Raw genomic sequence first — 26,126 nt, forward strand, 5'->3', positions numbered from 1 at the left:
CGGCTGTTACACAAGAACAGGCGGCTCTTCTGTTTTCGCTCCGTTTTCCTGAATGAGCTTTGTGTTCGGAATATCTTTCATCCATGTATTGTAATAGTTCGCGTTTTTCCCGTAGGAGTTGTCGATCACAACGTTTTCCTTTTGCAGCAGGCACGATAAAATATGGCCGTGGAGCCTTGAGGTGACGACCGATTCATACCGGCTGAAAAAACGGACCGACTTGTTGACAAGGCGATCTGAATATCGCTTCCAATAATGGGCGATCGGCAGGAGATTCCCCGCTTTTTTATTAAGAGCGTTTAATGTTTGAAGCCGTTTAATTCCGCGTTTGTCGCTGTCAGACAACATCACCGGCCAATCGTATGTATCCGGTTCTCCCGCTTCCTGGAGGCTTTCGTTGGCTTCTTTATCCGTTCTGATGAAGCGCAGCACCGGCTCCGATGGCTTCTCTGCCGGCTCGAGCGGCCAGAGCTGATGAGCCATGTCCGGCATCATCCTGATGTTTTTCATTCCTTGAAAATGGCGTTTTGCAAATTGAAAGGATGCTTTTTCCCTCGTAAACAAGTGCAGATCGGGGTGTGCTGTCAATATATCTTTCGTCCGCTTGATGTTTTCTTCATTTTCATAGTAGATGGACTGGGGAAGGATCACGATCCGGTTATTCGGATAATGCTCGATCACCCGCTCCCTGAATTGCTGAAAGTGAGGGTATAAATCTCCGAAATTGCCGCCTCCCTGGCAGACGAAAATCGCATCTTTCGGCATTTTGCGGCCCGGTATGAAATTTTCCGCATTCCACCTTTCACGGACATGAATCCCGTAGGCGTTAAAAAAGGCCTCTGTTCCTTTCATAATCAATAAATCGCCCACATTCCCATAAAGGGGATAATCCAAGTAAACGACTGACGAATGCGTTGGAATGACATCCGATAATTCCGCCAGCTTTTCTTTCAAGCTGTCCATGGAATAGGTTTTGGTCATTGTATTACACCTCATTTATAGTTGATCCGGTCGGCAATCACCTGAATGATCCGGTCTTGTTCCTCGCGCGTCAAGCTTGATCCGGACGGCAGGCATAGCCCCCGCTGAAAAAGGTCATCGGCAACCGGGCCGCTTTCATCGTGCGGATAAAAGGCGGCGCCTTCGAAGAGCGGCTGCCTGTGAAGGGGTTTCCATAGCGGGCGCGCTTCAATATTTTCGCGCGCGAGCTGTTCAATGATGTCCCGGGGTGATGTTTGTATCTTTTCATGGTCAAACGTCAACGTCGTCAGCCATCTGTTTGACATGCCGAGTTCAGGCATGAAGCTGATGCCGCCGATGTCGGAAAGCGCCTCTTGATACCGCTTAAAAACGGTGCGGCGCGCTTTGACCCTGTCATCCAAAACGGCGAGCTGGGCGATGCCGATTCCGGCCAGCACATTGCTCATCCGGTAATTGAAGCCCGCTTTCTGATGCTGGTAGTGAACGGCCGGCTCCCGCGCCTGGGAGGCTAGAAACCTCGCTTTTTTCAAGGCCTCCTCATCATCGCTGACAAGCATACCTCCGCCTGAGGTGGTGATGATTTTATTGCCGTTAAATGAATAAATGCCAAAGCGGCCAAAGGTTCCGCTTTTTCTCCCTTTGTATTCAGATCCGAGCGATTCCGCCGCATCTTCAATGACGGGAACCGCGTATTTGTCGCAGATTTCAGTGATCTCGTCCATTTTGGCGCTTTGTCCGTACAAATTGACGACGATGACGGCTTTCGGAAGGTTCCTGGCGCGCTCCGCTTCATCCAGCGCCCGCTCAAGCGCCCGGGGAGACATGTTCCATGTATCCCTTTCCGAATCGATAAAAACAGGTTCAGCCTGCTCGTACAATACGGGATTGGCGCTGGCGACAAATGTAAAGGAAGAGCAAAATACCGTATCGCCCTTTCCGACTCCGAGCAATTTAAGTGCGAGGTGAATCGCCGCGGTTCCCGAGCTGACGGCCGCCCCGCCGGCCGCTCCTACATAGGCGGCAAGCTTTTCTTCAAACGCGTCGACAAGCGGGCCGAGGGGAGCGATCCAGTTGGTTCGGAAAGCTTCGGCTACATAGCGTTCCTCCTCGCCGCTCATGTGCGGCGGCGATAAATAAATTCGCTTTTTCTGACTCATTGTTTTCACCCTTTTTATGCGATTATTTGATTGTTCTTGCAGGTATTCCGACAGCGGTCGAATCGTCCGGGATGTCTTCAATCACCACCGAACCGGCGCCGGTCACGCTTCTCTTTCCGATCGTTTTCCCCGGGATGACAGCGGTTCCCGCACCGACATGCGCCTCTTCTTTGACAGTCACGCCTCCTGTCAAAATCGTTCCTGGCGACAGATGGACATAGTCGCCGATCGTGTTGTCATGCTCAACGATCGCACCTGTGTTGACGATGCTGTGAGCGCCGATATAAGCATCGGCCTGAATGATGCTCCCCGCCATCACAACCGTCCCGTTTAGTATCTGCGCCGTTTTGCTGACCACGGCCGACGGGTGGATGAGCACTGCATAACATTCAAGAGGGAGACCGAGACTCTCAAACAGCCGTTTTCTGACGGCGTTTTTTCCGACGCCGAGGATAAATGTCACGCCAGGAATCAGCTTGACAAGCTCTTTCACCGCATGTGAGGGACCTTTATAAAGGCCGTTTTCAACATGAAGCTCAGAAAACCGGTCATCAAGAATCCCGGCCAGCACTTGATCCGGCAGCTCCTCGATGATCTCCCGAATGACTTTGCCGTGGCCGCCGGCGCCGATGATGATCACGCTCTGCATCACGCATTCCTTCTCCCTGTGAATTTTTCGGCTGTGACATGGTGATCCTGGCTGACGCCCTCTGACTTCAGCACCTTGCCGACCGTCAGCAAAATGATTTTCAGATCAAGCAAGAAAGATCTGTGATCGACATACCAGACATCAAGTTCGAATTTCTCTTCCCACTTCACTTTATTCCTGCCGTTGATTTGCGCCCAGCCCGTTATACCGGGTCTGACTTCATGCCGTCTCCACTGCCGTTTTGTGTAAAGGGGCACATATTCCATCAAAAGCGGCCGCGGACCGACGAGGCTGAGGTCGCCTTTGATGACATTGATCAGCTGCGGTAATTCATCAAGACTCGTTTTTCTGATCAGCCTGCCCGTCTTTGTCAGCCGTTTTTCGTCGCTGAGCAGGTTTCCGGCCCCATCCCTTTCATCTGTCATCGTTCTGAACTTGTACAATGTGAACGGCTTGCCATTCAGACCTGGGCGGGTCTGGCGGAATAGTACAGGGGAGCCGATTTTCCACCTGATAACACAAGCCGTTACGATCATGGCAGGACTGAGAACGAGAAGCAAAACAATCGCTGACACAAGATCAAAAACCCGTTTCACTTTCACAAAAACCGCACCCTTTCTATTTGAAAAATCCCTTTTGAAAAGGAAGTAATGCTGAAGTCCGAAACTTATGCAGCCAAGCGTGGACGGCAAGCCGCTCTTCCTTTGTGCACATCACGAAATACGCAAACAACGTATAGGCGCCTGACGCTGTCAGCGCCGTCATGATGAGGGACGGCAGACTGTCGACCGCAAACAGGAGCTGAATCGCGCAGCAGACGGTCAAAGTGAACGAAGCGCCGGCTAGCGGAGCATACACGCCTTTATAAAAGACCCGTTTTGTTTCCCCCGTAATCTTTGACGCATAGATCGGGGTAAAAACGACGTTTTTCAGCATTAATGCGACAGCCCCCGAAAGCGCGATACCATAAAGGCCGAGTCCCGCCGGACCGCTCAATACGACAGCGAGCAGCAAGTTGACGGCCCCGAAGGCCACCGTCGTCAGCGCCGGTGTTCTCAGCTTGTTGTAGGCTGTAAAAATATAAAACAGCGGCGCCGGACTTAACGAAACAACCAAATATCCGGCATGTATCAATAGCAGCCATTTTAAGTGTTCGAAAGAAGGGCCGAGCCAAAGCGTCAAAAACGGGCCGGCCAGGCCGCCGAGCAATGCCGCCGGCAGCGCAAGAATCATGCCGTTGAACCGGACGGCCCGATTGGCATAGCGGACAAGCCCTTCTTTGTCCCCTTTTGAATAGTAAAGTGTAATCGTCGGTGAGAAGACGGCGGCAAGCGTACCCGACAGCGTCCGCAGCAAAAGCGGAAACTGGATAATCGCCGCATACATTCCGGATTCGGAAACCCCCAGCATGATATTGGCCACCATCAAATCGATTTGCAGAAACAAAAGCACGCCGATCTGGCTGACTGAGCTCCATCCCCCTGACTGAAGCAGTTTTTTGCACTTTTGAAGCGACATATCCCTGATGCGAAACGCAAACCATGGAATCAATTTTTTAAAGAATATGATCGACAGCATACAGGCCGCGGCAGTGGCAATGAAAGCTGCAAGCTGAATGTGCCAAATCTTCGGTGCAAACCAGGAAAAAATGCATAGGACCGATAACACGCGAATCAGCATCTGCACCGCCTGAATCGTGCTTGTGATATAGATTTTATTGGCATAAAACGGACCTGCTGCAAATCCCGACATAAAAAAGGTTAATAAAAAAAGCAGGCCGCCGATGAACAGCGCCATTTGCACATCGCTCAAGAGTGCTGCGGGCACGCGGATGATCCGATCGATAAAAAACGACGTTCCAGCCAGCGGAAAAAACAAAATGAACGAAAGGATAATAGATGAAACAATGTACGTATTCATATAACCTCTCGCCTCATCAAGCGCCCCTCTATGGGCGGAAACGGAAAAAAACCTGACAACGACCGCGCTCAAAGCAACTGTAATGATCGAGAAATAATTAATCATATTTTGCGTTAAATGAACGAAGCCGAAGGCCTCAACTCCGAGCGTTTGTATGACAAACGGAGTCAGCCACATCGAAAACAGCACGGATAATAAAAAGGACGCCATATTGGCGCCCAGATTCAGAATAAATGTCTTATTCAAAAGGCTCATCCCTTACTGGGCAGATTTCGTTTAAAAAACAATTCAAGCAGGATCGGAACATTTAATTTGCATAGCAATAGCACCAGCCGCTGGCCGATTAACAGCTTTTCATTGCGAATCGACGTTTTTTTCACAGATGACCGCACCATCCGGTAAGACAAAATGTCTCTAATGTGCCGCCTCACCTGTTTTGAAGGCTTCCGTTCGGCACAAGCATTGGCCAGAAGCATCGGTATTTGATGTTTGCACATATATGTTTGCAGATCCTCTGCACAATCCTCAAACATCTGAAACGTCTCATAAAACCTCTTTTTCGCACGATACTGCCTGATCAGACTGTCATCCATATACGGTTTAAAGGGCAGCTCTGTCAGGCTTTGCGGGTTCCATCTGTACATGTAATAGCCTTCATCGAGCGCTTTCACGCGCTTGGCCGCATAAAAAGCGTACAAGTTAAACGGCGAATCTTCCGCAAACCGGATATCTTCGTAAAAATAAAGCTCGTTTTGTTTCAACAGTTCGCGCCTGTACAAGTTCCGCCATACATACCAGATAAGCCGCGTTTCATGCGCCCTTCTCAGCTCATGCTTCATATCCCAGCTCAACAGCAGGCGCCCTGCCGGCAGAGATGGCGGGACATACTGGTTCCCCTTTTCAGAATGCTTGTAATAGCCGCACATCACGATATCAAGATCGTCTTCTTTTGCGGCGGCATACATATTTTCAAACATTGAAGGCGAAACAAAGTCGTCCCCGTCGACAAAGCCGACATACTCCCCTGTCGCCGCATGAAGCCCCGCGTTTCTGGCCGAGCTCAGGCCCCCGTTCTTTTTGTGGATCACTTTCACCCTCGCATCCCGGTCACAGTACCGTCTGGCGATGTCTGCCGATCTGTCCGGAGACCCATCATCGACAAGAATAATTTCGATATTTCTCAATGTCTGGCTGAGCAAAGAGCTGACACATTCTTCAATATAATTCTCGACATTGTACATGGGAACAATGATGCTGACGAACGGCTTCATAAGGCATCACCGTTGATTTTCCGCCTTAAATCTGTGAAATAATGCTCCCTTGGCGGCATGTTTTTGTAAGATGAACCGCTCTTGATCAATTCTTCAATCGCACGCAGCACTTCTTTCATTTCCGGATTCTCTACAAGCTTCATGGACGGAACGTCTTTCAGCCAGTGAAACCCTTCAACAACCTTATGGTCAAAGGAGCGAATCACGACACAAGGCGTTCCCGTAATTGCGCAAAAGATCATGCCGTGCAGCCTGTCTGTGACGACAACCTCCGCCCCCCTCAGCTGATCCCACAGCTTATTCAGCTCCTGTTCGCGGGATGTGCGGCTGACTCTCTTGCCGATCGTCGTCGTAAAGGTTTTCACCTCTCCGTATTCATCCCGGACTGCTTGCAGCAGCGCTTGCCGCTCTTCTGTTTTGAGGAAGCTTTCTTTATCATTCCGTAAACAAACCAGGATTCCGTCTCTTTCAGCCTGCTGCTCTTTCTTTAAATAGAGCACCATATCCGGCTGTTTCATAATCGTTTTGTTTGGGAAATGCTGTTTCATAAATTGGTAGGTTGTCTCATCACGCGCCATCATCAGCAGGCGGGGATGGGCATTGTAGATTTTTTTTGCCCGTGTTAATTCTTTTTGGCCGTAAGGCGTCTTGGAAAAATGGGCAGTGGCCGGAAGCTGTACGATTTTATACTGTTTAAATGTCTTGATGATAAAGCGTCTCGTCCATTCTTCATTTCTGTATAAATCCCCCATATTGCCGCCGCCGATGATAAACACCATATCCTCCGGATGGCGGGCGCGCCGCAGCGCTTTTGCGTGTTTATAAATATCATTGATGCCGATCTCGATCACTTCAAAATCGGCAAACTCATTTTCTATGAATGTCTTGCTTGCCAGGGCAATCGCATGATCTCCCAAATTATCGTGGGAAGGAATTAATGTCAAAATGATCTTTTTCTTCTCTTTATATTGATCAAATCTCTTTAAACCCGGTGTCCCCATTATGTATTCTGAGGGATATTTCACCTTCAGCAGCAGCCATTCCGCAAGATTGATTTTCCATTCCTGAAAGGTCATTTCTTCACCGCCTATTTCTTCATTCTGTACTCGATCATTTTCTGGTATAGAGCTGCGAATCCGTATACGGCCGGCATGAGCCGGCAGCGAATCAATAAAAGCAATAGCTTTTGCTTCGAATCGAAAACCTCCGGGTCGACGGCGGGGATGTTCTTCCGAAACTCGGGGGACGCGCAAATCCGCCTGATATTTTTATATTTTTGTGCCGCAGATTTTTTGTTTAAGCTCTTGCACTCATTCAAAATGCTGCTCAAGCCGTGGTTGACGATAAAGACATCAAGCGCATCTTCTAACGTCTGAAGCTTCCCGTGCTTTGCCAAACAGTCCAGGTTTGCCCCGTAAAGGGTCAGTCCGTCTTCGAACAGCCCGGCCTGATATTTTTGCACAATCGAGGCGAGGTGGACCCTGTAGTGGTAAAGAGGTTTTGTCACAAATGCCGCGGCTTCAGCAAAAAGCAGACACCTGAAACTAAAATATTGATCTTCAATATTCTCCAATTCACCCCTGAGCGGAAATGTAAGCTGATGCTGTTCGATCAGGCTCCGCTTATAAAGCTTATTCCAGGAAAAACCGCTCACCTTGCCTTTGAGCAGATCGGCGATATAGGCGTTCTTCGGCTTTCCGGCATAGTTTTTGCCTATTTCCGGACAGATCGTTTTGCCGGTGCCCTGCATCTCCACGGCATAATCGCATATGACGAGTTCAGCTTCTTCGGCCTTTGCTTTTTCATACATCGCCTGGCAATAGTCCGCTTCAATCCAGTCATCGGAATCGATGAAAGCCAGGTACTCTCCCGACGCCTCATCTATTCCTTTATTGCGGACGGCGCCGAGTCCCTGATTCTCCTGTTTGATTACTTTGATCCGCCCGTCTTTTCTGGCGAAATGATCAATGATTTTCTGGCTCCCATCCGTCGACCCGTCATTGACGATGATGATTTCAATATTTTTTAAGGTCTGGCTGAGCAGCGATTGTAAACAATTCGGCAAAAAAGCTTCTGTATTGTAAACTGCGACCAGTAAGCTCACCGCTGGATTTTCCAATATGATTACTCCTTTGTCGACATTTTTCACAAGACAGGGATGATCTGCCGGCCCTGCCTGTTCAGATGGATTATCGTTCAAAAATCGTTCTGTACGGCAGCACTGAGGAATCGAACGGCATAAGCATAAAGCTGTATAAAAAATAACAGATCAAAATCATGATATAAAAAAGCGCATTCGACTTCGGTTCGAAAATCCGCACAAAATAAGGAACGAGAATCAGCTGATAAAGTCCAAAATAGATGTTAAATCTTGCAAAGATGACATCCTTTGTCGCCAAAACGCCAAATAAAAAACCAATCAGGCAAAAATTGACGATATAATCGATCTCGGGCCACCGCTTTCGGAGCTGCTCCCTGAAGCAAAAAGCAAGCACGAGCGGAATAAGAAGAACGATGATTTTAATCGAGTTCATCCCGTTTGAATTTTTCATCAGCCATTCTTCATAATGTCCGTAAGAGCTGTTCTCAAGCATGACGATAAATACGGAAAGAAACTTTTGATACATGAACGTTCCCGCCAGAAACAAAAGGGTGAGACAGCCCATCAGAGGCGACCACGCTTTTCGTCTGACAATGAAATAGACGGGAATCATGATCAAAGCGGATGAATGAAAAAGCGAGCAGATCAGCACGGTAATCACATAGCGGACCCAGTTTCCGCCGATCACATACTTGACCGCCCAAAACAGGATGCCCGCCACCATATACTGGCGAATCCCGTTGAATGACGCATAGTAGTAAAACATGCCGAGAAACAGAAACATGCTTAATTCAAACGGCCGTCCATATATATAAAGCGTCTTGACGATGAATAGATACGTGACGGCGGCCACAGTGACAAACATGATTTGCGGATCGCTTGTAATATGGTTCAGCAGCCATAACAGCGCGGTAAATCCGGGATCTGTCGAAGCTTTTGCCCCGCCGAAACCGAAAATCTCCGCTAGGCTGTCATACTTTCCTGCCAGCTCATAAAGCAGCATATACGTTTGGTAATCTGTTCCGACCTTGTATCTCAATCCGGCTACGATGACCAGCGAAACAAGCGGGACGATGGCAATAATCGCATTCGGACGATAGCCGGTCGGCAATGAATGATCTTCTTTGCCGTACATTTTCGCAAACCATGACCAGACAAAAACGATTCCCACATTCAGCAAGTAAATATCCATTGTTATTGCCCTTCTGCAGCAGAAATCGAATAGAGATCCATTAATCTCGCCAGGTTCGCCTTCGCATCATACCCTCTTTCGGCCAGACCGCTTTGAATCTCAGACCATGACGGCTTTTCCGTCTGCGCCGCCCGGCTGATCTCCTCCGTCCACCGTTCAAACCCCGCTTCAAGACTGAGCCGCTTCAATAAGCCGATCCCCATATCGGTTTCCTCTGTGATTCTGTCCGAGACGACGCAGGGCAGGCCTGAAGCCTGTGCTTCCACTAGAACGAGCGGCAGTCCTTCAAACAAGGACGGCATTACGAATACGTCAAACGTCCGCATCAGAGCAGGGATATCCTCAACGACGCCGAGAAATAAGATATCGTTTTCCAACCCCAGCTCAGCCGCCTGTTCTTCCATTTGTCTGCGCAGCGGCCCGTCGCCCGCGAGCACCGCCTGAAAGGGCGTCTCCGCTTTTTTAAACCGAACGGCGAGCTCAAGCAAAAAAGGGTGGTTTTTTTGCTCGAAGAACCGTCCGACATGTCCGATCACAAGCACGTTTTCCCGAATGCCGAACCTTTGTTTCATGACGGCTTTTGAGCGGCTGTTCGCCTCTTGAAAACGGTCAAGGTCAATGCCGTTTTGCAGAAGATGAACCGCGTTTTTGCGCATCTTATTTCCGCCGAACAAAAAGCGTCCGGCATCTTTGCCGCATGCACAAAGAGCGGTGGAGCACGAGAACATGAACCACCGGAACAAATGAAGCTGCAATGTGTCCAACAGGCGCGGATTCGGCTTCCAGGCCGTATTGTGAGAATGGCAGATGCGGACCGGGACACCGGCAAGCTTAGCCGCCAGAGCGGCGAAACCCGTCTGAAAATCAGTGTGGGCGTGAACAGCTGCAAACGGTCCATTCTCGATCAAAATCTCCCTGATGTTTTTGAGATAGGAAAGAAGGCCGGCGCTGCCGATGCTCGGCACATAAAACACGCGCCCGCCAAGCGATATGATCTCCGGATCATAGTCACATGTTTCCTCCCGGTGGGAAATAAAATCAAATTGAACGCGGCGCCTGTCAGTATGGCGGTACATGTTCATAATCATCGTCTCCGCACCCCCGCGGTTCATTCCGCTTACGATGTGAAGCACCCGTTTTGGTCTCTCGCTTCTGTCATTCATGTTTTACGACCCCTCCGCCTTCATTCATCAATCTTTTTTTATGGTATTTGTTCATGATAAACGGAGGCATGAGCCCCCTGATGATCGGTTTCAAAATGTAGGCATAATCGGAGAGCGGCAGCTTCAGCCGTCTGCACGCATCATAGACGATAAACGCATTATCGATGGAATAGCTGAGCTTTCTCCTTTTGAACGCCGATTCGTCTTCCCTGACTTTGTACAAAGCCTCCTGAAGATTGTAGCCTCTATATCCGGCTTCAAAAAACCGGAGCCATAAATCGATGTCTTCCATTCGTCTCGTCCGTCTTCCGACGCGGTAGCCTTTCAAGGCCTGATAAGCTTCCGCCCTCATCATGATCGTCGCATGGCAAAACGGCGTTCCTTTTGCCATGATTCTCGGGGCAGGTGAAGGGGGCATCATTCTGACGCCTCTGACGCCGTTTTCATCAAAAGCGATCATCCCGCTTCCGACGACCTGATAATGGGACTGCGTTTCTAAAAATGCGACCTGTTTTTCAAAGCGGCGCGGCAAAGAAATGTCATCCCCGTCCTGGCGCGCGATATATTTCCCCCCGGCATATTGGAGGCAGTGGTTTAATGAAGCGGCAAGCCGCTTGTTTTTCTTATTTCTGATCAGCCTGATTTTATCGCTGTAATGGTCGGCATACTGTCTGGCGATCTCATACGTCCGATCTGATGAAGCATCATCGCAGATGATCAGCTCCCAATTTTTATAGGTTTGGCTCAAAATTGACTCAATGCTTTCAGCAAGCGTGTCTTCGCAATTGTAGACTCCCATAATGACAGATACTTTCGGCTTTTGTCGGCTTGTCATCCTTCCAGCCTCCTTTCAGCTGCTTGTTTTTTCATAAAGGAAGAATAAATCCCGGCCATCTCCTTTACCGTGCGCTGCTGAGAATAAACGGCAGCCGTTTTTCTTCCCTCTTCCCCCATCTGTTTTTGCAAGCGGTCAGAATGGTAAAGCTGCAAAAGGCGCTCGCTGAAGGTTTGGGCGTCTCCCTGCGGAATCAGAAAACCGTTCACCCCGTCTTTGATGACTTCGCGATGGCCGCGGTTGTCTGTGGCAACGGCCGGCTTACCGGCTGCCATTCCTTCAAGCAGATTCATGCCGAGTCCTTCCCTTCTGCTCGAAGCGACAGATACATCGGCAAGCTTGATCCATTCGTGAATGTCCTTTTGAAATCCCGCAAACGTAATATGGGAAGCGGCCCTTTTTTGTTCGGCCAAGCGGCGGTACTCTTCTTCCATCTGCCCCTTCCCTGCAAAAACAAGGCGCATGTTTGGCATTCTGTCCTTTAGGAGAGCAGCCGCTTCGATTAACAGCGCCTGGTTTTTATTGATGTTCAGCTCGGCCGGATAAATGAGGACAAAGTCGTCTTGATTCAGATCGTATTTTGTTCTGAGCCGCCTTTTTTCCTCTTCATCAACGGGATGAAATCGTCCGGTGTCCACCCCGATTCCGTGGATCTTTTCCGTCCGCATCATCCTTCTGAACCCTTTTGCAAGCTCAAAATCTTCCTGATTGATCGTGATCAGGCAATCCGTCAAAAAAGAAAGCCCCTTTTCAATCGGATAGTATAAAAGCCAATTTTTAAGGGGCGCTCCTTGGCAAAAATGGAAACCGTGAGCGGTATATATCACTGCGGTTCCTTTTTTTCTCCACTTTCGGGCGGCCAGACGGGCCAGAACCCCGCCCATCGGAGTGTGGCAATGGATGATATTGTATTCGTTTTCATCGATGATGCGCCCAAGCTCCCGGCAGGCTTTCAAATTACCCGAGCGAAAAGGCGACCGCTCAATCCCGATATCGAATTGTTGATCGGCAAAAGGAAGCTGCATGCTCCCTTTCGCCGCTGTATGAACATTCCAGCCCTGTTCTTTGAACCATTTAAAATACGGAAGGTGAAATGCTTTGAAGTGATAATCTACCGTCGCGCAAAACAAAACCGTTCCTGTCATGCTCCAACCTCCTAATGCGCTGTCACCAGTTTTTTCTCATGCTGTCCGATAGCGCTGAACAACCGGTCTCTCAGCTCGCAGTCCGACAGATACATGAACTCTTCCATAAATGTTTTAAGTACTGTCCATTCAGCATCGACCGCCTTGCCGACATGAATTTTCGGAAACACCTGTTCAGCCAGCACTTCATTTTGGTTGAGCAGCTCTTCATACATTTTTTCGCCCGGGCGTATGCCGGTAAATTCGATTTTGATCTGGTCTGTCGTGTAGCCTGACAGCTGAATCAGATTTTTGGCAAGATCGACGATTTTCACCGGATCTCCCATATCAAGCACGAATATCTGTCTTCCTTTGGCAAGCGCCCCCGCTTGAATGACAAGCCTTGAAGCCTCCGGGATCGTCATAAAATACCGGGTCATATCCTGGTGTGTAACGGTTACCGGTCCGCCTTTCGCGATTTGCTTTTTGAAAATCGGGATGACGCTTCCCCTGCTGCCGAGCACATTGCCGAAGCGGACGGCGACGAATTTGGTTTTGCTCGTTTTGCCGAGATTCATAATCAGCATTTCCGCAAACCGCTTTGTCGCGCCCATGATATTGGCGGGATTGACCGCTTTGTCGGACGAAATGAGGACAAATGTTTCCACCCCTGCCTGATCAGCCGCTTCAGCAACGTTTTTAGTGCCGAGAATATTGTTTTTAACCGCTTCTTTCGGACATTTTTCCATCAGCGGGACATGCTTGTGTGCAGCGGCATGGTAAATGACATTCGGCTTATAGCGCTCCATCAGCAAAAACATTTTCTCTCTGTCCTGAATGTCGGCGATCTCGGGATAATAGCTGACATTGGTTCCGAATTTCTCTGTTAACTCAAGCAATATAGAGTGGATGCTGTTTTCTCCATGGCCGACCAAAATAATCGATTTCGGTTTAAATTTGCTGATCTGCCGGCAGATTTCCGAGCCGATCGATCCTCCCGCACCTGTGACAAGAACGACGCGGTCTTTCACCGTATTGGAGATTTCGCTCGTATCAAGCTGAACAGGCTCCCTTCCGAGGAGATCCTCTGCCTTGACTTCACGGAGCTGATCAACAGGGTGTCTGCCAAGCAAAATCTCATCGATCTTCGGCATGATTTGCGTTTTCACGCCCGTTTGTGCGCACGCTTTATACATCTCCTGCATTTGGGAGACCGTTAAGGACGGAATGGCGATGATGATCATGTCAATATTCATTTGCCGGACCGCGTGAACAATCTCATCTTTTCCTCCCAAAACGGGGAGGCCCATGATTTCAAGCCTGTGCTTCGTTTTGTCATCATCAATAAAAGCGACGGGTTCGATATTCAATTCGTGTTTCTGGAAAAGCTGTTTCGCGATTAAACTGCCGGCTGAGCCGGCGCCGATGATAAGGGCTCTGGCAGATTCCTTGCTTCCTTTGTTCACCTGCTCCCTGATAATCCGCCACATCATTCGCGATCCGCCGATCAAAAGCAATTGAAAAAGCCAGCTTAAACACAGCAGACGGACCGGAACGTTTTGAAAGAACAGCAATTCAATGAACACCGCCGCCAAATGGGATAGTGTAATTGATTTTAATAAGACGCATAACTCCCCAACGCTCGCATATTCCCAAACTTTTTTATAAAGATGAAAGCAATGGGCAAATAAATGCTGGGCGCCGAGCAGAATCAGCGAGGTCATCAGCAGCATTTCTGAAGGGTATAGTTCATATGATGGCAAAATCAGCTGATACCCGATAAAAATGGACAGCAAAACCAGGTATGAATCTAGTGCGGTGATGATGGAAAGCCTTCTCCGGTATGTCAATTTCCTACCTCCTCATGTATCTTACTAGCTGCCGGGATTTTTCCAGGCAAAATCCCATCAGCTAAAAAGATACGAACGAATGAATCGAAATCAAAAGTACATACAATAAAATGGGCATTTAACCCGCCCTCACGCCCAGCCATCGATGACTTGCATCTAAGGCAGCTGCAGAAGCTGCCCACGGTAGAGCCGAGTGCCCCCATTGATAAAGGTAAGGAAGACATCACCTTTTCCCGGCCATATGCGGCGGGTCTGAACCGTTAATAGTTATATTGACGCGCTTTTTTTACTTTCCTTCCGTTTAAGACGGCGCCAAGCAGCTCGCTTTTGGAGGAATTGAGCGCATCTCTTGCCTTAATCGCATTATCAAGCTTTGTTTTTCCGCTCAAGATGACAAGGATGCTCCCATCCACCTGATTCGCCAGGATTTGCGCATCGGCAACCGGTAAAAGCGGAGGAGAATCGAGAATCACAAGATCATATTGCTTGTACGCTTCTTCAAGCAGGTCCTCCATCGCCTGTGATGATAATAGTTCAGCCGGGTTCGGCGGGATCGGTCCGCTTGTCAGCACATGGAGATTTTCCGCCTGGCTTTGCTGAACAACGTTTTCCAGATACGATTTTCTCATCAGCACGTTCGTAACGCCGCAATGGTTATCAAGCTCAAAAATTTTGTGGATCGTCGGCTTTCTTATGTCCGCGTCTATGAGAAGAACCTTTTTTTCCTGCTGTGAAAAAACGACCGCCAGGTTAGCGGCGGAGAACGACTTGCCTTCTCCCGGGAGACCCGACGTGATCAATAATGATCTGAACGGCTTTTCAAAAGAAGAAAACTCGATGTTCGTCCGGATCGTCCGATATTGTTCGACAATGGGTGTATTTGGCTGATGCAAAGCGACTAGCGCCGACTCGTATTTTCTCGAGCGTTTTTTTCTAATACCCAAGCGGCTCACTCCTTCCCGTTTTCACACGAATGTTCATATTGTGGTCTCCCCTGTAGCTGATTTTTTTGTTTTTCATTTGTTCAATGCTTCCCAAGTAAATGAATCCCGCCTCTTTCTCAACCTGTGACGGCCGCGTTACCGTATCATCGAGAAAATCAAGGAAAAACGCTAAAGCGATTCCGGCCATTAAGGCCGCGCCAAATGAAAGCAAAATATTCATTTTGTAGTTCGGCTTGACCGGTGTCGGCGAATCGACGATGTCCGCTTTTGAGAGAACGGTTACACGATCGGTGTTCATAATCTTTTTAATTTCTTTCTTGAGAACAGCCGTTAGCGTGTTCGCTATATTAGCCGCTCTTTCCTGGCTTTTGTCCTGAACCGTGATGTTGATAATCTCTGATTCACTTTCACTGCTCGTCGCGATTTTTTCTTTCAAGCTGCCGACAGAATCCTGTAAATGAAGCTCTTCCTTTACTTGCCCCAGAATCACCGGATTTTTCAAAAGCGCTTGAAATGTCCGTGTATATTGAAGGTTGATTTGAATATCGCTGAAAGTGGCACTCCCTTTTTTCTCACCGACTTGATGAACCAAAACCTGTGTCGAAGCCTGATAGACAGGTGTCAGCACAAAGAATTGAAAGATGCCGCTGATCAGTGTTACGCCGATTGTCAAAACAAGAATAAGAACAGTTCTTTTCCGCAATATTGCAATCAATTCTTTAAAATCCATGTTTTCCTTCATGCTTGACTGCCTCCTCAGGAACACCGTTTGTTAATGATTGGATTATAAAAGAAAAAATTTGAATTGAAAAATGCTGAATTTAGCTATATAGTTCTCTTTAGAGAACAAATTCGTTCGTTTTCTTTTGTTTTCTGTCGATATCTTAAATTTTTGAATTTTATAAAGAACAAATTATTTCTTATAATGAACAAGAAAGCGTTTTTAACTGAATGGTCACGGGAAAGGGGAGGATGAATATGATCGGGAAGGTCATCCGGATGTACCGTAAAAGAAAAGGCTATTCCATTAATCAACTTGCAGATATTGCAGGCGTCTCAAAATCGTATTTAAGCAAAATCGAACGCGGAGTTCACAGAAATCCTTCTGTCGAATTTCTCAAAAAAGTCTCGCGTGCACTGAAAGTGGAACTAAAAGAGCTGTTTGATACAGAAGTAATGCTTTACCGGCGGGCCGAACATGAAGATGAATGGAGAACCCATTTGGTAGAGGCCGTTCAGGCGGGGATGAATCAGGAAGAACTGTTTCAATTTACGCACCGCCTCAAGCAGAAAAAGAAAGAACGGACCTTTTTCCGAAGCAGAGAGCTTACACAGGCCAACATCGAAGAATGGAGAGCGCTTATGGCGGAGGCGAAGGAATTGGGATTGACGGTTCAGGAGGTAGAGGCCTTCTTGGTGAGAACGAGAAACCATTAGTCTGTACAGCACTCATTCCGATTTTATATAACGAAGAGCATTGGACGGTGAACATCCAATTCGAAACTACCAAAAATTCGCAATAGTGAAATATTGGAATAGCAAAAATGACATGCGTCTTTTGCTCTGTTTTTACCTGTTTGCCTTATGTACAATCAGCTATTCATGACGGTCTTTTAGCCAATTATGGTGAAAAGACTTTTGACTCATGTTTATTTATAAATGAAGAAACTCGACTCGGGCATCCTCCTTACACAGCAAAAACCGATATTCCCGTTAAACGGGGTGATGTTAGTCACCGGCAACCGGATGAAGGACAGGCCTTGAGCATAATTGTTGTACCAAACCCGATATTTGAATTAATCTGAATAAAATGGAAAGCAGGTGATGAATAAATGAAAGTATTAGTACTGGCGGTTCACCCAAACATGGAACAGTCCGTGGTGAATAAGACGTTTGTGGAAGAACTGAAAGGCGAACCCGATATCACGGTCCGTGAACTATATCAAGAATATCCTGATGAGGTTATTGATGTGGAAAAAGAGCAGCGGCTCCTGGAAGAACACGACCGGATCGTGTTTCAATTTCCTCTTTATTGGTACAGTTCACCGCCGCTTTTGAAAAAATGGCTGGATCATGTCCTGCTTTACGGCTGGGCTTATGGAACAAACGGCACTGCGCTTCGCGGCAAGGAATTCATGGTCGCAGTTTCCGCGGGAGCTCCTGAAGAAGCCTATCAGGCAGGAGGATCGAACCATTACTCCATTAGTGAACTGTTACGCCCTTTTCAGGCGACAAGCAATTTTGTCGGCGCAACCTATCTTCCGCCGCACGTTTTTTACGGGGCCGGTTCAATCGGTGAAAGCGCGCTGGCTGAAAGCGCAAAAACGTACAGAGAACATATTTTGAAGTCATTTTAAATCGAAAAAAGCCCGACTCTGGAAAGTCGGGTTTTGTTATTTCTTCGGCTATCATTCACGTTCATCCATCCACTTTTCCCCCCACATGGCCATCTCCTTAAAAATGCTGTGGAAAGCCTTACCTTTTTCCGTTAAGGCATATTCGACAGTAACAGGAACGGTCGGGAACACCTGCCGGGAAATCATTCCGTTTTCTTCAAGGTGTCTCAATGTGTCGGTTAAGCCTTTGGTGTTGACGTTTCCCAAGTTTCTTCTGAGCTCGTTGAATCGCCGCTTGCCCCGGATGAGTTCGGCGAGAACCAAAAATGACCATTTACCCGAGAGAATTTTCAATACATCATGAATTAAAGCAGAGCATTCTTTATGCTGAACAGCTGAATTCATAGCAATTCCTCCATTGCTTCATTCGCCAATTTTGACTTGATCCTACCATATGGACACCAGAGCATTCAAGAGAACGATCTTACGGTTTATTTTTATAAAGCATATATAAAAAAATTGCGTTCTTGTGAAGCCTCCCGGTGGTTGCTATTGTTATATCAAAAAGGAGAAAAAAACATGAAAAAACAATACGCTTCCTTATTTACCCCGTTTACTTTCAAAAACGGAATCCAATTGAAAAATAGAATCATCATGCCGCCAATGGGGCATTCATCCTCATTGCCGGGAGGATTGATTTCCGATGACGAACTGGTCTATTACGCCGCGCGGACAACAGATGTCGGGATGGCCATCACGTCAGCGACAACGATACAGCCCGGAACCGGATTCCCCGGCATCCCCGGAGCTGAACACGATGATCAAATCCCGGGATTAACCAGGCTTGCAGCCACTTTAAAGAAACATGGAGCAAAAGCGATCCTGCAGCTCTTCCATCCCGGAGCCAAAGGTATAGAGCGGACAGTCAGCGCCAGCGCCGTCGCTCCAAATCCGGATGCACCGGTGCCAAGGGCACTATCTGAGCAAGAGATTCAAGAACTTATCCATGCCTTCGGCCAGGCGGCGCGAAGAGCGATCGAAGCCGGGTTTGACGGAGTCGAAATTCACGGCGCAAACGGGTTTCTCGTCCATCAGTTCTTCTCTCCTTATTACAACCGGCGCAATGACAGCTGGGGCGGCACTTTAGAGAAACGGATGAGATTCCCGCTTCAGATTATAGAAGAAATCAGACGCGTAGCGGAAAGCTGTCATCAGCCATCCTTTATCATCGGCTACAAATTTTCGCCCGAAGAGCCGGAAACGCCCGGAATCACGATGGATCAAACGCTGTCTTTCGTCAATGTACTGCAAAAACAAGCATTGGATTACCTGCACGTATCTCTTGTTGATTTCCGGTCTTTGCCGCGCCGGGGTGCAGACAGATCCCGCACGCGGATGGAACTGATCAAAGAAACCGTCCAAGACCGCATTCCCCTGATCGGAGCCGGGCAAGTACGCATACCGGAAGATGCAGTTCAAGCGCTGAAAACAGGAGCCGATCTCATCGGAATCGGACGGGGTCTCCTGATGGATCCGGAGTGGCTTCAAAAAGTCCAAGCCGGGAAAGAGGCCGATATTCAAACAACTCTGTCAAGACATGATCAGCGAAAGCTCGTGATTCCAGACGCCTTTTGGGAAAATATCCCGATGTACATTGATTTCAATGATTAACGATTTGACCCCTTATATAGACTATAGATTCATATGAAAATAGAGTCTTTTTGCTTACAACCAATGTCAATTGCAAAAATATGTATGGGAAAAGAGGAGCTTAGACCAGTTGAGTCCATGACCCGATTATATTAGAATGATGGTAATTCAATAACGTCGGGATTGTTACTGTTTAAACAGGCAAGACCTAAAATGTGTGAAGGGCAAAGTCCATCTTTTTGCCGTACATAGCCTTACACATTTTAGGTCTTTTTTCTGTTCTCTTAAGGGTTTGGAGAAACCGGCAGCAATCCTGCGGATAGGGGTGATAATGGGCCAACGTTATGTTTTAGACATGCACACCATCATGAAAATGAAAAAAAGGGAGGAATTTCGATGAACATCAAAAAGATTGCAAAACAAGCCGCAGCCTTAACCTTTGCAACCGCACTGCTGACAGGAGGCGCGTCACAAGCTTTTGCCAAAGAAAGCGGAACAAAAGATTACAAGAAAAGCTACGGATTTTCTCATATTACAAGACATGACATGTTGAAAATTCCCGAGCAGCAAAAGAGCGAACAATTTAAAGTCCCTCAATTTGATCCGGAATCTATCAAAAACATCCCTTCTGCAAAAGGGTATGACCGCTCGGGAAATTTAATTGATTTAGACGTGTGGGACAGCTGGCCGCTGCAAAATGCCGATGGAACGGTTGCAACCTACCATGGCTATCACCTTGTTTTCGCCTTGGCGGGAGACCCGAAAGACGTCGATGACACGTCTATCTACCTATTCTACCAAAAGAAAGGCGATACATCCATCAACAGCTGGAAAAACGCCGGCAGAGTGTTTAAGGACAGCGATAAATTCGTTCCTGACGATCCGTACCTTAAACATCAAACACAAGAATGGTCAGGTTCTGCAACATTAACAAAAGACGGAAAAGTCCGCTTGTTCTACACAGCTTTCTCAGGCACGCAATACGGCAAACAAACATTGACAACGGCGCAAGTTAATTTTTCTCAGCCGGATTCCGACACTCTCAAAATTGAAGGTGTGGAAGATTACAAATCAGTATTTGACGGTGCTGACGGTACAGTCTACCAAAACGTTCAACAATTCATTGATGAAGGAAACTACAGCTCCGGCGACAACCACACGCTGAGAGACCCTCATTATGTGGAAGACCGCGGCCACAAATATCTTGTGTTTGAAGCCAATACAGGAACAAAAACAGGGTATCAAGGCGAGGATTCTCTTTTTAACAGAGCTTACTACGGCGGAGGTAAATCCTTCTTCAAAAAAGAAAGCAGCAAACTCCTGCAAGGGGCGAATAAAAAGAATGCTTCCTTAGCCAATGGCGCACTCGGATTCATTGAATTAAATGATGATTACACATTGAAAAAAGTCAAAAAGCCATTGATTGCTTCCAATACGGTAACAGATGAGATCGAACGCGCCAACCTATTTAAAATGAATGGCAAATGGTATCTGTTCACAGATTCAAGAGGCTCAAAAATGACGATCGACGGCATCGGTTCAAAGGACATCTATATGCTCGGATATGTATCAGATTCACTAACCGGACCGTTCAAGCCGTTAAACAAATCTGGACTCGTTTTACACATGGATCAGGATTACAATGACATCACATTCACTTATTCACACTTTGCGGTGCCGCAAGCCAAAGGCAACCAGGTCGTGATCACAAGCTATATCACAAACAGAGGAATTTCGAACGAGCATCACGCGACGTTTGCGCCAAGCTTCTTGCTGAATATCAAAGGATCAAAAACATCCGTTGTTCAAAACAGCATTCTTGAACAAGGACAATTAACAATAAATGAATAACCAAAAAAAGAAAATGCCGATTATGACCGGCATTTTCTTTCGTATGTCATCTCAGAATTAAAGCGGGGAATGAGTTTGAATCAAAAAATGTTTGTTTTAAGCATTTGTGCCGGCATCTTCATGGCCATGCTGTTGCCGGCCAGCCAAACGGAAAAAACGGAAAAAACACAAAAAACTCAATCAGGATCTACGTATCGTGCCGCATTTCATTTAACCACTCCCGACAAATGGAAAAATGATCCCCAGAAGCCTGTTTATTTTAATGGAAAGTACCACTACTATTATCTCTATAACCGCGATTATCCGAAAGGAAATGGAACGGAGTGGCGCCATGCGTCATCAAGCGATTTGGTGCACTGGGAGGATGAGGGGGTTGCCATTCCTAAATATACAAATAAAAATGGTGACCCATGGTCCGGATCTGTCGTTGTTGATTCGAACAACACAGCCGGTTTTGGAAAAGGAGCGATCGTGGCCATTATGACGCAGCCATCTGCGGACAGCGGCAAAGAAGAACAATTTTTATGGTACAGCACAAACGGAGGAAAAACGTTTGCTCCTTACGGGGAAAAACCGGTATTGGCAAACCCTGGTTCGGTTGATTTCAGAGATCCGAAAGTGATCTGGGACGAGCAGGAGCAAAAATGGGTCATGGCGCTCGCGGAAGGAACGAAAATCGGTTTTTATGAATCTCGGAATTTAAAGGAATGGCGCTACACAGGCGGATTTCAGACGAACAACATCGGCATTGTGGAATGTCCTGATCTCTTCAAGATGCGGGCAAATGACGGGACATACAAGTGGGTGCTCGGCGCGAGTGCCAATGCCAAGCCTTCCGGAAAACCGAATACATTTGCATATTGGACCGGAAGCTATAACGGAAAGGATTTTGCTGCAGATCACGAAGAACCGCAATGGCTTGATTACGGATTCGACTGGTATGCAGGCGTGACGTTTGAAGACGGTGAGTCAAGCGATAAATATGCGAAACGGTACGCACTGGCCTGGATGAATAATTGGGATTATTCAAATGATACGCCGACAGAGCAAGAAGGGTTTAACGGAACTGATTCGATCGTGCGGCAGCTTCAATTAAAACATTATGAAGATAATATATACAGCCTGGCGTCACAGCCCATCAGCCAATTAGACAAATTAACCGTTTCAACCGAATATGATGAAAAAATTAAGGTCAATGGATCAAAAACGCTTCCCGTCAAAGGCGATACTTACCGGCTCGATGCTGATATCTCATGGTCTGATATCAAAAACGTTGGCATCAGACTGAGGGAATCGGAAAATCAAAAACGACACATTGATGCGGGCATTTTTGTCCAAGGCGGATATTCTTATGTCAACAGAGGTTTCACAGGACAGCCCGACAGCACCCGAACTTATCTAGAAAGCAGAGCGCCCTTTGATGCAAGCAAAAAGAAGGCCCATATAACGGTCATCGTTGATAAAACGACGGTAGAACTGTTTATAGACGACGGCCGGATCACTCAGTCAAATCAGGCTTTTCCCAAGTTACATGATAAAGGGATCACGCTTTTTACCGAAAACGGGACGGCTGTCTTTGAACATTTAACAGTTAAACATTTTGAATGACAAAAACAGGTGCTGCTTAGACAGGCACCTGTTTTTTTGCACCGCATGAGTAGTGGCGCGCGAAAAACACGTTCAGAAATATTCAGCACCGCATGGACGGGTTAACAAACGGGGCCCCTGTGCTGACGGTAGTTCACCCTGCCTGCAATTACCGAACTCTTTCCGTGTTCCATTCCTTTAAACGCGGCATGGACGACCTCAATCGGCGACATCCGTTTGCGGGTAAATGATTCATCTGCTCCAGATGCGCTGAAAAACGCAGTGTCCGTCTCCCCCGGACATAAGGCCAGCACTTTTACGCCGTTACCTCGGTTTACTGGTTTACTGCCCATAAAGCTTCAGCAAAAGACAGCACATACGCTTTTGTTGCCGCATAGACGGCCATATAAGGCGCAGGCTGAAAAGCGGTAAGAGAAGCAACATTCACAATGATGCCGTTTTTTCTCTCGCTCATGCCTCTGATCAGCTGATGCGTCAAATCCGTGAGTGACGCAACATTCAGCTGGATTTCTTGTAATAAACGCGCGCGTGAATTGTGTTCAACCACCCCTTGCATGCAGAAGCCGCATTATTAATCAAAATATCAACCTGCAGGCCCCCGGCGTTTTACTTCCTCCTCGAGTTTTCCAGGGGCGTCGCCTGCCGAAAGATCAATCGGAATGGGCACAGCTTTTATATTGTGCGCTGTTTCCAGTTCGACGGCAAGCTTCTCCAGTTTATCGTGCGAACGGGCTGCTACAATGAGATGACTCCCTTTTTTGGCAAGCTCACAGGCAAAGGCTTCACCGATCCCTGAAGAGGCGCCGGTGACCAGAGCGGTTTTGATTTCACAGGCAATTCAAGTAAAAAGAGGGGCCCGGCTATGATATGATGAAATATGCAAATTTGCACCTCGTGAGATGTAAATAGTAAATGATATGTTTAGAAAGGGCCCTAAAACATGACAATTGATTTTTTAAACGGATATTTGAAGGCAATGGAAGAAGTAAATCATAGAACAAACCATGGGTACACGTTTGAAATGAGAAAAATGGAAGACAAACACGATTTGCACGCTTCCATTATAGACGCTTTCACCTTTCAAGGTGTGACAGATGTATTAGGGTATAAACCCTGTTCAAAAGAAACATTAATAAAAGCAATCAATTACTGGTTTTTTGAAAAAGAAAATGAAACAAAAGGCGAAAAATCCATTGACGAAGACGATCAAACTCAAGCATTCGTTCAGCACCTGTTTCAATTTCTAAGCGATGATGTGCAAATATATGAATTAGAATCCGAGTGCGGTGTGTTTTTTATGTATTGCACCAACTTTGTCTTCGTTGGGTCCGATTCAATGTATGCGCTTGAATTGGGTGTGAATGATTAAAGCTGTTAAAATGGTCCTGGGAGGGGAATTCAATTGGAAACGTACAAAAGTAAAATCAAACAGCTGTTAAAAGAACATCAGCGTGAGCACACGTTTGAGAAGCAAAGCGAAGAAGTGATTCAAGAAACGGAAAAAAAGCTTCAGGTGACATTTCCCCAGAGCTTCAAATGGTTTTTAAAAGAATTCGGCGGCGGGGGCGATGGAATTGACTTGAACGGGTGCAGTGACATATTGGCAGATCACCAATCCTTTAAGTCTTTTCACATTCCAAAAGGGTACGTCGTCATCCAGGATGTTGACGAATACTGTTATTGTCTTGATACCGAAAAGATGAAGGATGGCGAGTGTCCCGTTGTCAATTGGAGCGCGTATGAAGAAGGAATCTACCATACAGCCGATCATTTTTACGAATTTATCCTGGAAGAAATTGAAAACGCGATCGACAATGACTGGTTTGACATATGAGATGCCTTCATTGCTAAAAAAAAAGACAAGGACGGCACTTCGCCTAATCCTTGTCTTTTTTCGATTGTATATGACGCGCTCGGAGGGATTCGAACCCCCGGCAGACGTGGTACCGGAAACCACCGCTCTATCCAGCTGAGCTACGAGCGCATAATATTCTTTAACGTCAGCAATTTATATTATAAGGGCTTATCTACAAGAAGTCAATCACAATATCATTTAAAATCGCCTTTATATTTATGACAGTACCGGTCTGCCCTGCCTGTTTGAATTTCTTCAAAAGTGGGAAACATAATGCTCAGTATGTCTTTTTCATGAAGGCTGCTTTTTGTTTGACCTTTATTGACCAAAAATGTATGATTAAACTACATACTTACCTTTTAAGGTGAAGGAGGAGCATTATGAATTTAATACCTACAGTCATTGAACAGACGAATCGCGGGGAAAGAGCTTATGACATCTACTCACGCCTGCTGAAAGACCGTATCATCATGCTGGGGTCAGCTATCGATGACAATGTTGCGAACTCCATTGTATCACAGCTTTTATTCCTTGAAGCTGAAGATCCTGAAAAAGATATCAGCATTTACATTAACAGCCCGGGCGGTTCTATTACTGCCGGTATGGCGATCTATGACACGATGCAATTTATTAAACCGCAAGTTTCCACAATTTGCACGGGAATGGCGGCGTCCATGGGTGCATTCCTTCTTGCTGCCGGTGAGAAAGGAAAACGCTATGCCCTTCCAAACAGTGAAGTGATGATTCACCAGCCGCTGGGCGGAGCGCAAGGCCAGGCGACTGAAATCGAAATCGCGGCAAAACGTATTCTTTCATTGCGCGACAAACTGAACAAAATCCTTTCTGAACGCACCGGCCAGCCGCTCGAAATCATCGAGCGCGATACGGACCGCGACAACTTCAAAACAGCTGAAGAAGCCAAAGAATATGGCTTAATCGATAAAGTGCTGACGCGCAACATCGATGCGCAAAAGTAAGCAGCAACAAGAGCTGCCGGAGCGATCCGGCGGCTCTTTCTTTTTTACGGACCAAACGGACTGTCATACTCCATCCGTTTTGCCGTTTGCCTTGCCGTTTCTTCACCGAGAAGCCGTTTGACGATATGAAAAGACATGTTGATCCCTGCCGATATGCCGCCTGATGTGACGATATTTCCTTCATCAACGAATTTCACGCCCCGAACCACGTTCACTTCCGGAAACTCCTGCTCGAGCCTGTCATAGCTCGCCCAATGCGTTGTCGCGCTTTTTCCGTGTAATAATCCCGCTTTTGCCAAAAGGAGCGCTCCTGTGCATACGGACAGCAAAAGCTCTGTATGTTCGGCTTCTTTTTTGATCCAGCCGATGAGCCGGTCATTATGTACTTCTCGGTTTCTGGCGCCCGGTCCGCCCGGAATGATCAATATATCAAAACGCGGCGCATTCTCGATTGAAAAATCAGGCACGACCGTCAAGCCGTTTCTTGCCGTCACAGCTTCACCTGTTTCAGAGATCGTTTTGACCTCGAACGGCCGCTCTTTCCCTCCATCTTCAGCCGCCGTCACTGAAAACACTTCAAACGGCCCCGCAAAATCCAGCACCTCTACTTCATCAAACAGCAGCAAGCCGGCCTTCCATCTCTTTTTCATCCGCACCATCTC

At 47.2% G+C, this 26,126-nt stretch carries 26 protein-coding genes, 1 tRNA gene and 1 pseudogene; 8 read left to right on the forward strand and 20 right to left on the reverse strand.

Annotated features, from left to right (window positions below):
• Window positions 1-6 precede the first annotated feature (6 nt).
• The 15 genes from R5H20_RS20040 to R5H20_RS20110 form a co-directional block, all read right to left on the reverse strand.
• Complete coding sequence (locus R5H20_RS20040; protein WP_006639159.1) at window positions 7-981, reverse strand: polysaccharide pyruvyl transferase family protein; 975 nt, start codon at window positions 979-981, stop codon at window positions 7-9.
• Between the two features lie 11 nt (window positions 982-992).
• Entirely contained in the window at window positions 993-2,138 is a 1,146-nt protein-coding gene (locus R5H20_RS20045; protein WP_006639160.1) for a DegT/DnrJ/EryC1/StrS family aminotransferase, read from the reverse strand.
• Window positions 2,139-2,160: 22 nt separating this feature from the next.
• On the reverse strand, window positions 2,161-2,787 hold the full coding sequence (locus R5H20_RS20050; RefSeq protein WP_006639161.1) for an acetyltransferase: 627 nt from the start codon (window positions 2,785-2,787) through the stop codon (window positions 2,161-2,163).
• A complete protein-coding gene (locus R5H20_RS20055) occupies window positions 2,787-3,389 on the reverse strand; it encodes a sugar transferase (protein ID WP_006639162.1) in 603 nt (200 codons plus the stop codon). Before R5H20_RS20055 ends, R5H20_RS20050 begins: the two co-directional genes overlap by 1 nt.
• 16 nt (window positions 3,390-3,405) lie before the next feature.
• Window positions 3,406-4,962 (reverse strand): MATE family efflux transporter, encoded by a 1,557-nt coding sequence (locus R5H20_RS20060; protein ID WP_224254440.1) that lies wholly within the window; start codon window positions 4,960-4,962, stop codon window positions 3,406-3,408.
• On the reverse strand, window positions 4,959-5,978 hold the full coding sequence (locus R5H20_RS20065; protein ID WP_006639164.1) for a glycosyltransferase: 1,020 nt from the start codon (window positions 5,976-5,978) through the stop codon (window positions 4,959-4,961). The genes R5H20_RS20060 and R5H20_RS20065 overlap by 4 nt, the downstream gene beginning before the upstream one ends.
• Window positions 5,975-7,054 carry a polysaccharide pyruvyl transferase family protein gene (locus R5H20_RS20070; protein WP_006639165.1) on the reverse strand — a complete coding sequence of 360 codons (1,080 nt, stop codon included), beginning with the start codon at window positions 7,052-7,054 and terminating at the stop codon, window positions 5,975-5,977. The genes R5H20_RS20065 and R5H20_RS20070 overlap by 4 nt, the downstream gene beginning before the upstream one ends.
• A gap of 11 nt (window positions 7,055-7,065) precedes the next feature.
• A complete protein-coding gene (locus R5H20_RS20075) occupies window positions 7,066-8,097 on the reverse strand; it encodes a glycosyltransferase family 2 protein (RefSeq protein WP_006639166.1) in 1,032 nt (343 codons plus the stop codon).
• A 70-nt stretch (window positions 8,098-8,167) separates the two neighbouring features.
• The gene (locus R5H20_RS20080; RefSeq protein WP_006639167.1) at window positions 8,168-9,271 is read right to left on the reverse strand and encodes a biofilm exopolysaccharide biosynthesis protein EpsG; all 1,104 of its coding nucleotides are present in this window, start codon (window positions 9,269-9,271) and stop codon (window positions 8,168-8,170) included.
• A gap of 2 nt (window positions 9,272-9,273) precedes the next feature.
• Window positions 9,274-10,434 carry a glycosyltransferase family 1 protein gene (locus R5H20_RS20085; protein ID WP_006639168.1) on the reverse strand — a complete coding sequence of 387 codons (1,161 nt, stop codon included), beginning with the start codon at window positions 10,432-10,434 and terminating at the stop codon, window positions 9,274-9,276.
• Window positions 10,427-11,269 carry a glycosyltransferase EpsE gene (locus tag R5H20_RS20090; RefSeq protein ID WP_006639169.1) on the reverse strand — a complete coding sequence of 281 codons (843 nt, stop codon included), beginning with the start codon at window positions 11,267-11,269 and terminating at the stop codon, window positions 10,427-10,429. The genes R5H20_RS20085 and R5H20_RS20090 overlap by 8 nt, the downstream gene beginning before the upstream one ends.
• Window positions 11,266-12,414 carry a glycosyltransferase family 4 protein gene (locus R5H20_RS20095; RefSeq protein ID WP_006639170.1) on the reverse strand — a complete coding sequence of 383 codons (1,149 nt, stop codon included), beginning with the start codon at window positions 12,412-12,414 and terminating at the stop codon, window positions 11,266-11,268. Before R5H20_RS20095 ends, R5H20_RS20090 begins: the two co-directional genes overlap by 4 nt.
• A gap of 11 nt (window positions 12,415-12,425) precedes the next feature.
• Window positions 12,426-14,243 carry a polysaccharide biosynthesis protein gene (locus R5H20_RS20100; protein ID WP_006639171.1) on the reverse strand — a complete coding sequence of 606 codons (1,818 nt, stop codon included), beginning with the start codon at window positions 14,241-14,243 and terminating at the stop codon, window positions 12,426-12,428.
• Between the two features lie 260 nt (window positions 14,244-14,503).
• A complete protein-coding gene (locus tag R5H20_RS20105; protein ID WP_006639172.1) occupies window positions 14,504-15,187 on the reverse strand; it encodes a CpsD/CapB family tyrosine-protein kinase in 684 nt (227 codons plus the stop codon).
• A complete protein-coding gene (locus R5H20_RS20110; protein ID WP_006639173.1) occupies window positions 15,177-15,929 on the reverse strand; it encodes a YveK family protein in 753 nt (250 codons plus the stop codon). Before R5H20_RS20110 ends, R5H20_RS20105 begins: the two co-directional genes overlap by 11 nt.
• A 236-nt stretch (window positions 15,930-16,165) precedes the next feature.
• On the opposite strand from R5H20_RS20110, the gene slrR reads away from it, so the two are divergent.
• Together slrR and R5H20_RS20120 are read left to right on the forward strand one after the other, a co-directional pair.
• Window positions 16,166-16,624 (forward strand): HTH-type transcriptional regulator SlrR, encoded by a 459-nt coding sequence (gene slrR, locus R5H20_RS20115; RefSeq protein ID WP_006639174.1) that lies wholly within the window; start codon window positions 16,166-16,168, stop codon window positions 16,622-16,624.
• A 395-nt stretch (window positions 16,625-17,019) separates the two neighbouring features.
• The gene (locus R5H20_RS20120; protein WP_006639175.1) at window positions 17,020-17,544 is read left to right on the forward strand and encodes an NAD(P)H-dependent oxidoreductase; all 525 of its coding nucleotides are present in this window, start codon (window positions 17,020-17,022) and stop codon (window positions 17,542-17,544) included.
• A gap of 51 nt (window positions 17,545-17,595) precedes the next feature.
• Here the strand turns inward: R5H20_RS20120 and R5H20_RS20125 are convergent, their stop codons facing one another.
• Window positions 17,596-17,928 (reverse strand): winged helix-turn-helix transcriptional regulator, encoded by a 333-nt coding sequence (locus R5H20_RS20125; RefSeq protein ID WP_006639176.1) that lies wholly within the window; start codon window positions 17,926-17,928, stop codon window positions 17,596-17,598.
• Window positions 17,929-18,102: 174 nt separating this feature from the next.
• Between R5H20_RS20125 and R5H20_RS20130 the strand changes: the two genes are divergently transcribed.
• From R5H20_RS20130 to R5H20_RS20140, 3 genes are all read left to right on the forward strand, one after another.
• The gene (locus R5H20_RS20130; protein ID WP_040348630.1) at window positions 18,103-19,194 is read left to right on the forward strand and encodes an NADH-dependent flavin oxidoreductase; all 1,092 of its coding nucleotides are present in this window, start codon (window positions 18,103-18,105) and stop codon (window positions 19,192-19,194) included.
• 375 nt (window positions 19,195-19,569) lie between these two features.
• A complete protein-coding gene (locus R5H20_RS20135) occupies window positions 19,570-21,024 on the forward strand; it encodes a glycoside hydrolase family 68 protein (RefSeq protein ID WP_006639178.1) in 1,455 nt (484 codons plus the stop codon).
• A gap of 69 nt (window positions 21,025-21,093) precedes the next feature.
• Window positions 21,094-22,632: a glycoside hydrolase family 32 protein gene (locus tag R5H20_RS20140; RefSeq protein WP_051056695.1), complete on the forward strand. Its 1,539-nt coding sequence runs from the start codon at window positions 21,094-21,096 to the stop codon at window positions 22,630-22,632.
• A gap of 101 nt (window positions 22,633-22,733) precedes the next feature.
• Here R5H20_RS20140 and R5H20_RS20145 read toward each other — a convergent pair whose 3' ends face one another.
• Both R5H20_RS20145 and R5H20_RS20150 read right to left on the reverse strand, forming a co-directional pair.
• A complete protein-coding gene (locus R5H20_RS20145) occupies window positions 22,734-22,964 on the reverse strand; it encodes an SDR family oxidoreductase (RefSeq protein WP_006639180.1) in 231 nt (76 codons plus the stop codon).
• Window positions 22,946-23,470, reverse strand: a pseudogene (locus tag R5H20_RS20150) (SDR family NAD(P)-dependent oxidoreductase). The gene R5H20_RS20145 and the pseudogene R5H20_RS20150 overlap by 19 nt, the downstream one beginning before the upstream one ends.
• Before the next feature lie 102 nt (window positions 23,471-23,572).
• Between R5H20_RS20150 and R5H20_RS20155 the strand changes: the two are divergent.
• Together R5H20_RS20155 and R5H20_RS20160 are read left to right on the forward strand one after the other, a co-directional pair.
• Window positions 23,573-24,001 carry a hypothetical protein gene (locus R5H20_RS20155; RefSeq protein ID WP_006639182.1) on the forward strand — a complete coding sequence of 143 codons (429 nt, stop codon included), beginning with the start codon at window positions 23,573-23,575 and terminating at the stop codon, window positions 23,999-24,001.
• A gap of 33 nt (window positions 24,002-24,034) precedes the next feature.
• Entirely contained in the window at window positions 24,035-24,466 is a 432-nt protein-coding gene (locus R5H20_RS20160; RefSeq protein ID WP_006639183.1) for an SMI1/KNR4 family protein, read from the forward strand.
• A 74-nt stretch (window positions 24,467-24,540) separates the two neighbouring features.
• Here the strand turns inward: R5H20_RS20160 and R5H20_RS20165 are convergent.
• Window positions 24,541-24,616 (reverse strand) — tRNA-Arg (locus R5H20_RS20165).
• A gap of 251 nt (window positions 24,617-24,867) precedes the next feature.
• On the opposite strand from R5H20_RS20165, the gene clpP reads away from it, so the two are divergent.
• Window positions 24,868-25,464, forward strand: coding sequence for an ATP-dependent Clp endopeptidase proteolytic subunit ClpP (gene clpP / locus R5H20_RS20170; RefSeq protein ID WP_006639184.1), 597 nt, complete (start codon window positions 24,868-24,870; stop codon window positions 25,462-25,464).
• 44 nt (window positions 25,465-25,508) lie between these two features.
• Here the strand turns inward: clpP and R5H20_RS20175 are convergent, their stop codons facing one another.
• Window positions 25,509-26,114 carry a DJ-1/PfpI family protein gene (locus R5H20_RS20175; protein WP_006639185.1) on the reverse strand — a complete coding sequence of 202 codons (606 nt, stop codon included), beginning with the start codon at window positions 26,112-26,114 and terminating at the stop codon, window positions 25,509-25,511.
• Window positions 26,115-26,126: the final 12 nt, after the last annotated feature.

It is taken from the genome of Bacillus sp. KICET-3 (genome assembly GCF_033261025.1).
Classification (GTDB): domain Bacteria; phylum Bacillota; class Bacilli; order Bacillales; family Bacillaceae; genus Bacillus; species Bacillus sonorensis.

Bases quoted from the DNA above. Each gene is read 5' to 3' on its own strand.
- R5H20_RS20040 (WP_006639159.1), bottom strand. From the start codon at position 981: ATGACCAAAACCTATTCCATGGACAGCTTGAAAGAAAAGCTGGCGGAA.
- R5H20_RS20045 (WP_006639160.1), bottom strand. From the start codon at position 2,138: ATGAGTCAGAAAAAGCGAATTTATTTATCGCCGCCGCACATGAGCGGC.
- R5H20_RS20050 (WP_006639161.1), bottom strand. From the start codon at position 2,787: ATGCAGAGCGTGATCATCATCGGCGCCGGCGGCCACGGCAAAGTCATT.
- R5H20_RS20060 (WP_224254440.1), bottom strand. From the start codon at position 4,962: ATGAGCCTTTTGAATAAGACATTTATTCTGAATCTGGGCGCCAATATG.
- R5H20_RS20065 (WP_006639164.1), bottom strand. From the start codon at position 5,978: ATGAAGCCGTTCGTCAGCATCATTGTTCCCATGTACAATGTCGAGAAT.
- R5H20_RS20070 (WP_006639165.1), bottom strand. From the start codon at position 7,054: ATGACCTTTCAGGAATGGAAAATCAATCTTGCGGAATGGCTGCTGCTG.
- R5H20_RS20080 (WP_006639167.1), bottom strand. From the start codon at position 9,271: ATGGATATTTACTTGCTGAATGTGGGAATCGTTTTTGTCTGGTCATGG.
- R5H20_RS20085 (WP_006639168.1), bottom strand. From the start codon at position 10,434: ATGAATGACAGAAGCGAGAGACCAAAACGGGTGCTTCACATCGTAAGC.
- R5H20_RS20090 (WP_006639169.1), bottom strand. From the start codon at position 11,269: ATGACAAGCCGACAAAAGCCGAAAGTATCTGTCATTATGGGAGTCTAC.
- R5H20_RS20095 (WP_006639170.1), bottom strand. From the start codon at position 12,414: ATGACAGGAACGGTTTTGTTTTGCGCGACGGTAGATTATCACTTCAAA.
- R5H20_RS20110 (WP_006639173.1), bottom strand. From the start codon at position 15,929: ATGAAGGAAAACATGGATTTTAAAGAATTGATTGCAATATTGCGGAAA.
- slrR (WP_006639174.1), top strand. From the start codon at position 16,166: ATGATCGGGAAGGTCATCCGGATGTACCGTAAAAGAAAAGGCTATTCC.
- R5H20_RS20120 (WP_006639175.1), top strand. From the start codon at position 17,020: ATGAAAGTATTAGTACTGGCGGTTCACCCAAACATGGAACAGTCCGTG.
- R5H20_RS20125 (WP_006639176.1), bottom strand. From the start codon at position 17,928: ATGAATTCAGCTGTTCAGCATAAAGAATGCTCTGCTTTAATTCATGAT.
- R5H20_RS20130 (WP_040348630.1), top strand. From the start codon at position 18,103: ATGAAAAAACAATACGCTTCCTTATTTACCCCGTTTACTTTCAAAAAC.
- R5H20_RS20135 (WP_006639178.1), top strand. From the start codon at position 19,570: ATGAACATCAAAAAGATTGCAAAACAAGCCGCAGCCTTAACCTTTGCA.
- R5H20_RS20140 (WP_051056695.1), top strand. From the start codon at position 21,094: ATGAGTTTGAATCAAAAAATGTTTGTTTTAAGCATTTGTGCCGGCATC.
- R5H20_RS20145 (WP_006639180.1), bottom strand. From the start codon at position 22,964: ATGGGCAGTAAACCAGTAAACCGAGGTAACGGCGTAAAAGTGCTGGCC.
- R5H20_RS20155 (WP_006639182.1), top strand. From the start codon at position 23,573: ATGACAATTGATTTTTTAAACGGATATTTGAAGGCAATGGAAGAAGTA.
- clpP (WP_006639184.1), top strand. From the start codon at position 24,868: ATGAATTTAATACCTACAGTCATTGAACAGACGAATCGCGGGGAAAGA.
- R5H20_RS20175 (WP_006639185.1), bottom strand. From the start codon at position 26,114: ATGAAAAAGAGATGGAAGGCCGGCTTGCTGCTGTTTGATGAAGTAGAG.